Source organism: Victivallis sp. (assembly GCF_048170485.1).
Classification (GTDB): Bacteria; Verrucomicrobiota; Lentisphaeria; order Victivallales; family Victivallaceae; genus Victivallis.
Map to the genome: position 1 here is coordinate 1 of NZ_DBEXAY010000133.1, position 6628 is coordinate 6628.

At 66.8% G+C, this 6628-nt stretch carries 6 protein-coding genes; all 6 read left to right on the forward strand.

Going from position 1 to position 6628, the window contains the following annotated elements; translation table 11 throughout:
• Positions 1-1012 (forward strand): cobalt-precorrin-5B (C(1))-methyltransferase CbiD (cbiD, locus tag ACMLHG_RS07160; protein ID WP_417170050.1); only part of this gene is annotated, 1012 nt, incomplete at its 5' end.
• Complete coding sequence (gene cbiT / locus ACMLHG_RS07165; protein WP_417170051.1) at positions 1009-2229, forward strand: precorrin-6Y C5,15-methyltransferase (decarboxylating) subunit CbiT; 1221 nt, start codon at positions 1009-1011, stop codon at positions 2227-2229. The genes cbiD and cbiT, both read left to right, overlap by 4 nt.
• A gap of 3 nt (positions 2230-2232) precedes the next feature.
• Complete coding sequence (gene cobM, locus ACMLHG_RS07170; protein ID WP_417170052.1) at positions 2233-4044, forward strand: precorrin-4 C(11)-methyltransferase; 1812 nt, start codon at positions 2233-2235, stop codon at positions 4042-4044.
• Complete coding sequence (gene cobJ / locus ACMLHG_RS07175) at positions 4037-4786, forward strand: precorrin-3B C(17)-methyltransferase (protein ID WP_417170053.1); 750 nt, start codon at positions 4037-4039, stop codon at positions 4784-4786. The genes cobM and cobJ overlap by 8 nt, the downstream gene beginning before the upstream one ends.
• Positions 4776-6131 carry a cobyrinate a,c-diamide synthase gene (locus tag ACMLHG_RS07180; protein WP_417170054.1) on the forward strand — a complete coding sequence of 452 codons (1356 nt, stop codon included), beginning with the start codon at positions 4776-4778 and terminating at the stop codon, positions 6129-6131. Before cobJ ends, ACMLHG_RS07180 begins: the two co-directional genes overlap by 11 nt.
• Positions 6128-6628 (forward strand): CobD/CbiB family cobalamin biosynthesis protein (locus tag ACMLHG_RS07185; RefSeq protein ID WP_417170055.1); only part of this gene is annotated, 501 nt, incomplete at its 3' end. The genes ACMLHG_RS07180 and ACMLHG_RS07185, both read left to right, overlap by 4 nt.

A 6628-nucleotide genomic window follows, 5' to 3' on the forward strand; every position in this document is an offset into this window, starting at 1 on the left:
CGCCTGGATTGCGCGACACGGCGTTCCGTCACCGGAACAGGTGGAGTTGCTGCTGCCGGATGGTTCGTTTCTCACCATCCCGCTGGAGCAGTGCGCCCCCGGCTCCGCAACGGTGCGGAAGGACGGCGGCGACGACCCGGATGTGACCGATCGGGCGGAGATCCATGTGGAACTCCGCCCGGGGCCGTGCGACGACCCGCGCGCCCTCCGCGAACCGTGCGGCGAAGGGTGGCTTCATTTCACCGGCGGCGAAGGGGTCGGCGTCGTCACCCGGCCGGGGCTCGCCGTTCCGCCGGGCCGTTTTGCGATCAATCCCGGGCCGCGCCGCATGCTGGGGAAGAACCTCGAACGGGCCGGATTCGGCAAGACTCCGGGCGAAGAGCTCACGGTCGTCATTTCGGTTCCGGCGGGGAAGGTTCTCGCGGAAAAGACGCTCAATCCGACTCTCGGCATCGTCGGCGGCATTTCGATTCTGGGCAACTCCGGCATCGTGCGCCCCTACTCCAACGCCGCGTATGCCGCGACGGTGGCCCTGCAGCTGCGCGCCGTCGCGGCGGCGGGGGGCAAAGCGGCGGCGCTGGTCACCGGCAACCGGACGGCGGAGGCGGTCGCGCGCGATTACCCGGAGCTTCCGCCCGAAGCGATCATCCGCATCGGCGACTTCATCGATGCAGCGCTCCGCGCGGCGGAGACGGCCCGGCTCGAACGGATTGTGCTCGGCTGTATGACCGGCAAACTTTTTAAATACGCCTGCGGCGACCGCAACACCCACGCCGCCAACACGAAACTTGACCTGACGCGGCTGGAGGAGTTCGGGGTGAAACTGCCCGGCGTTCCGCTGGAGAAACTCCACACGACCGGGGAACTTGCCGCACAGCTCACGCCGGAGGAGTTCCGGGCGATCCAGCGGCGCCTCCACGAAGCCGCACTGCGGCTCCTCTCCGGCCGCCACCCCGGAATCCGGCTGGAAATTGCGCTCTACGATGACCGAAAGGAGAAAATTCTTTCATGAAGAGTATTGACATCATCGGCTTCGACGGCCGCGACTGGAGCACCGAATCGATCGAACTGCTCCGGAACGCCGACATCGTCGCGGCGGGGAAGCGGATTCTCGCCGCCCTGCCGCCGGAACTCTCCGCCCGCAAAGTTCCGCTCGGCGGCAATCTCGCCGCCGAACTGGAATCCCTTCTGCGGCAGGAATCCGACGCGCGGCTGGTCGTCGCCGCATCGGGCGACCCGCTCTGCTGGGGCATCGGCGGCACCCTCCGCCGGCTGCTGCCGGAGGGGTCGTATCGTGTCCACCCGGGCACGGCGGCATTTCAACTGCTGGCCGCGCGGCTCGGCGAACCGTGGGAGAAGTGGGAGCTCTTCCACTGTCACGGCACCGACACCCCGCTTCCGTGGCGGAGAATTCTCCGCACCCCCGGTGCAGTTCTCTACGGCGACCCGCGCCGCACGGCGCGACAGCTGGCCGCGGAGCTTATCGCCGCCTTTCCGGCGGCCGGGAACCGGCGCGCCGCCGCCGGGTGCGACCTCAACACGCAGGCGGAGCTGGTGGTCCGCGGCACGCTGGCGGAACTGGCCGCCGGAGCGGTACCCGACCAGGCGCTTTCGATTCTGCTGATCCTGCCCGGAGAGAACAGTGACACGCCCGACTGCGGGTTCGGCAGGGAGGATGCGGACTACCTTCACTCCAAACAGATGATCACCCACCCGGAAGTGCGCGCAATCGTGCTCTCCAAACTCCGGCTGCCGGCATCCGGCGTGCTCTGGGATCTCGGCGCGGGCAGCGGTTCGGTGGGGATCGAGGCGGCGGAACTCGTTCCGGAACTGAAAGTTCACGCGGTGGAGAAGAATCCGGAGCGCTTCGCCGAACTTGCGGAAAACATCCGCCGCTCCGGCGGAAACGCCTTCACGGCACACTGCGCCGACGCGACATCGCTGCTCGACACGCTCCCCGCCCCCGACCGGGTGTTCATCGGCGGCGGCGGCGACGCGTTGCCCGCCTTGCTGACGAAGTCGTTTGAACAACTTCGCCCCGGCGGCCGGCTGGTCGCCACGGCGGTGCTGGTGGAGAGCGCCGCCGTGCTGGCCACGGTTCTCGCCCCGTACCGCCAAGAGCTGCTGACCGTCAACGTCAGCCGCGCCGCCGCGCTCGGGGAGCATCACTGTTTCAAAGCGGAAAATCCGATCACCATCGCGGTGTTCGTCAAACCGGAGAATGAATAGAATATGAGTGGATCAATCACCTTTGTCGGTGCCGGTCCCGGCGCGCCCGATCTCATCACCCTGCGCGGCGCCGCCGCGCTCCGCGACGCCGATCTGGTCATCTACGCGGGATCCCTGGTCAACGAGGAGCTGTTGGAACTCGCACCCAAAGCCCGGCTGGTCAACAGCGCGAAACTCGCTCTCCCCGAAGTTCTGCGCGAGATGCGGGAAGCGTATGAGCAGGGCGGCCATGTGGTCCGCCTGCACACCGGGGATCCCGCCATCTACGGAGCGGTCTCCGAACAGTTCCGTGAACTCGACCGCCTCGGCATTCCCTATTCAGTGGTGCCGGGGGTGAGCAGCGCCTTCGCCGCCGCCGCCGCACTCAAGGTGGAGCTGACCATGCCCGGCCTTTCGCAGAGCGTCATCCTCACCCGCGACGCCGGACGCACCCCGGTGCCGGAAAAGGAGGCGCTCGACCAGCTTGCCGCGCACGGTTCGACCATGTGCATCTTTCTGAGTGTCGGAGAGATGGAGAGTCTGGTAAAGAAACTCCTTTCCGCCGGGCGCTCCCCCTCGACGCCGGCGGCGGTGGTCTACCGGGCGAGCTGGCCCAACGAGCAGATCGTCCGCGGCACTCTCTCCGACATCGCGCAAAAGGTCGCCGACGCCGGAATTCAGCGCCAGTCGATGATCGTGATCGGCGAAGTGCTCGAGCGGAACGGCGACCTGTCGAAGCTCTACGATGAATCCTTCTCGCACGGCTACCGGCGGGGCGGGCGGTGTGGCGCCGGATTCTCCGGCAAAGTCGCGCTGTTCGCCCTCACCCGCAAAGCGGCCTGCAAGGCGGCGGAGATCGCCGCCGGGTTGCACGACGCGGTCATCTTCGTGCCGGAAAAGTACGCTTCGGCCGTTCCCGCCGCCCGGCGGCGCAGTTTCCCAGGGGGGGGCTTCTCCGCCGTGTTCGCCGACAGCTGGAAACAGTTCGACGCCTTCGTCATGGTCATGGCCGCCGGCATCGTCGTCCGCCATGCGGCACAGCTCTGCAAAGACAAGCTCCACGATCCGGCCGTAGTGGTCTGCGACGAGGCCGGGCAGTACGCGATCAGTCTGCTCTCCGGCCACTTCGGCGGAGCCAACCGGCTCGCCGCCGAGGTCGCCCGGATCACCGGCGGAAAGGCGGTCATCACCACCGCGAGCGATGTGAATCACCTGCTCGCCTTCGACGAATTCGCCGCCCGCTGTCACTACCGGCTGGTCTCAAAGGAGCCGCTGGCGGAACTTTCCGCCGCACGGCTCGACGGGGAGGCGTTCGACCTCTTCATGCCGCAGGAGCTCTTCCAGCGCTGGTTCGCCGACCAGCCCGGATTCCGGCTGGCCGGAGGCGCTCCGGAACCGGGAGCGATTCTCATCCGGCGAGTCGCCAACGGCACCGAACTGCGCCTTGTGAAGCGGAAAACCGCCCTCGGCGTCGGCTGTCGGAAAGGGGTCCCGGCGGAGCGGATCCGCGAGGTGGTTCTCGACGTGCTCGACACCCATCAACTCACACTAGACGAAGTGGATGTGATCGCCAGCGCCGAGCTGAAATCCAACGAACCCGGTTTGCTGGAGTTCGCCCGGAGCGCGGGGAAGGAACTTCGCTTCTTCTCCGCCGGCGAATTGAATCAAATTCCGGTGCCGACCCCCTCGGCGGCGGCGGAACAGCATCTCGGGCTCCACTCGGTTTCGGAGGCGGCGGCGCTCCTCGCCGCCGGACCGGACGCCCGGATACTCGTCCCCAAACAGAGCAGAAGCGACGTCACCGCCGCCGTCGCGATGGAGGTGGATCATGTCTGAAGTGTACGCCATTGGAATCGGTCCCGGCGCGGCGGAGTATCTGACGCCGCAGGCCGCGGAAATCCTCGAAAAATGTACGGTCATCGCCGGTTACCGCACCTATCTTGATCTGATTCCGGAACGGCTCCGGGGCAAAAAGGTGATCGCCGGCTCGATGCGCGAAGAGCTCAAACGCTGTCGCGAAGCGCTCGACGCCGCGCTCAACGGCGAGATTGTCGGCGTGGTCTCCTCCGGCGACGCCGGAATCTACGGCATGGCGGGACTGCTCCTCGAGCTGACCGAACAGGAGAAATACCAGTCGATCGAAGTGATCGTCGTCCCCGGCGTGACGGCGGCGACCGCCGCCGCCGCGTTGGCGGGTGCGCCGCTGATGAACGACTTCGCCGTGGTGAGCCTCTCCGACCTGATGACGCCGAAAGATTTGATCGAGAAGCGGTTAAAACTTCTCGCCGAAGGGGATTTCGTCACCGCGCTCTACAATCCGGCGAGCAGCCGGAGGCGGGAACTGCTCGAATTCGCCGTCGAAGTCTACCGCCGGGCGGGTGGAAATCTCCCGGCGGCGCTGGTTCACCACATCGGGCGGAGCGGGCAGAAAATCGAATTCGCCCGGCTCGACAACTTCCCCTTCGACACGGTGGACATGTCCACGCTGGTGATCCTCGGCAACTCGAAAACCATCCTCCGGGACGGCCGGTTCTACTGCCGCCGCGGCTATCGGGAGAAACAGGATTTTGAACTCTGAATTTCTGTCGGCATTCCTCCTCGGCGGAGTCAACTCCGGCAGCGGCAAGACCACGCTTGCCGTTGCGCTCTTGCGCGCACTCCGGCGACGCGGCCTCGACGTCGCCCCCTTCAAGTGCGGACCGGACTACATCGACCCCTCCTTCCATCGGCAGGCGGCAGGACGGGCGTCGTTCAACCTCGATCCTTTCTTTCACGCCGGAGAGACGCTCCACACCGCCTTCGCCCGGAGTGCCGCTTCCGCCGATGTCGCCGTCGTCGAAGGGGTGATGGGGCTGTTCGACGGTCCCTACCCCGGCTCCCGCGCGGGCAGTTCCGCCGAAATCGCCGCCCGGCTCGGCCTGCCGGTGGTGCTGGTGGTCAACGCGCGCGGCATCTCCGGCTCGATCGCTCCGCTGGTGAAGGGGTTTTGCGAATGGGATCTCCAGGTGCGCATCGCCGGGGTGATCGCCGACTTCACCGGTTCGGCCTGCCACGCGGAACTCCTCGCCGACGCCCTGCGCGCGGCCGGCCTCCCCCCCCTCCTCGGCCGGTTCGACCGCAACGAAGCGTGGCGATTGCCGGAGCGCCACCTCGGACTCACCACCGGCACCCTCGACGAGGCCCTGCTCGACCGCATGGCCGACGCGGCAGAGGAGAGCATCGATCTCGGGAAACTGCTCGAACTGGTCCGCATTCCGCGCCCGGCGGCGGTGATTCCCGCGGCGGCGCAGACAACTTCGAAGCTCCGCCTCGGCGTGGCACAGGATGAGGCGTTCCACTTCTACTACGAGGAGAATTTTGAACTTCTCCGGGAACGCGGGGTGGAACTGGTCTTCTTCTCCCCGCTCCATGACCGGACTCTCCCGCCGGAGCTCGACGGACTCTGGTTCGGCGGCGGATACCCGGAACTCTTCGCGGAGACTCTGGCGGCCAACGGTGCGATGCTCGACGCCATCCGGAGTTTCGCCGCCTCCGGCCGGGTGGTATGGGGGGAGTGCGGGGGATTTCTCTACCTCCTCGACGGACTTTCCGGCTTCGACGGCGTCCGCCATCCTCTGCTCGGCCTGCTCCCCGGCGAAGCGAAGATGCACAACCGCCTCTCCGCCCTCGGCTACCGCGAAGCCGTCACCGCGGCGGACGGTCTCTTCGGCCCCGCCGGAACCAGAATTCAGGGGCATGAGTTCCACTACTCGAGCGCCGAACTCCCCGCAGGAACTCAACCGCTCTTTCACGCCCGTCCGCTCCGCGGCGAACCGCGCGATGCGGGCAGTGTCCGCAACCGGGTGGCGGGGAGCTATCTGCACCTCCACTTCGCCTCGAATCCGGCGGCGCTGGATCACTTCATAAAGGAGCTGGCACGATGATCGGATTTCTCATTGCCCTCGGCGTTGCGCTGGTGCTGGATCTCCTGCTGGGGGATCCCCATTCCAGGTTCCACCCGGTCGCGCTCTTCGGGCGCGCCGCAGGAGGCGTTGAAACACTCTGTCGCAAAACCTTCGGCAACGGCATTTTCTCCGGCCTGACGGGCTGGCTCCTGCTCACGCTCCCCATCGCCGCCGCCGCGTGGGCGGTCGCCCGCTTCGCCGGAGAGTTCGCGCCCGCCGTTGCGGCGGTTCTGCTCTACGTCACCATCGCGCCGCGCAGTCTTCTCGAACACGCCGAAGCAATCCGCAAACCGCTGAGCCGAAATGACCTTGCGGCCGCGCGCCGCGCGCTTTCGATGATCGTCAGCCGGGACACCGCGACGCTTCCCCCTTCCGAAATCGTCCGCGGCGCAATCGAGAGCCTCGGCGAAAACCTGATCGACGCCGTCAACAGCGCGCTCTTCTTCTTCGCCGTCGGGTTTCTCGCGGGCAGTCTC

Excerpts from the sequence above, each read along its gene's own strand:
- cbiT (WP_417170051.1), top strand. The coding sequence starts at position 1,009 with ATGAAGAGTATTGACATCATCGGCTTCGACGGCCGCGACTGGAGCACC.
- cobM (WP_417170052.1), top strand. The coding sequence starts at position 2,233 with ATGAGTGGATCAATCACCTTTGTCGGTGCCGGTCCCGGCGCGCCCGAT.
- cobJ (WP_417170053.1), top strand. The coding sequence starts at position 4,037 with ATGTCTGAAGTGTACGCCATTGGAATCGGTCCCGGCGCGGCGGAGTAT.